Annotated in this window: 1 protein-coding gene; it reads left to right on the top strand. The window is 66.9% G+C overall.

Annotated features, from left to right (window positions below; genetic code table 11):
* Window positions 1-263 (top strand): glycoside hydrolase domain-containing protein (locus ACQG3P_RS20100; protein ID WP_426806029.1); only part of this gene is annotated, 263 nt, incomplete at both ends.

Below are 263 nucleotides of genomic sequence, written 5' to 3'. Positions count from 1 at the left end.
CGAGAACGCCGGCAAGCGCCTGGATGCGTTCTTCGCCTACGACGCGCTGCTGCAGTCGCCGCAGCAGGCCTCCCGCAAGGAATGGGTGGTGGGCCCGTACAGCTACTACAACCAGTACCGCTACAACCCCAACACCGACCCGGACCTGCATGCGCCGTGGATGTACACGCTGATCGGCCAGCCGTGGAAGCCCGCCACGGTGGTGCGCGCCGCGCAGCAGCTGTTCACCAACGCCCCCAATGGCGTCACCGGCAACGATGACC

The sequence above is a fragment of the Stenotrophomonas sp. SrG genome (assembly GCF_050031795.1).
Taxonomy (GTDB): domain Bacteria; phylum Pseudomonadota; class Gammaproteobacteria; order Xanthomonadales; family Xanthomonadaceae; genus Stenotrophomonas; species Stenotrophomonas rhizophila_A.
The sequence above is the reverse complement of the archived record's forward strand: the minus strand, read 5'-3'. Positions and strand labels throughout refer to the sequence as shown.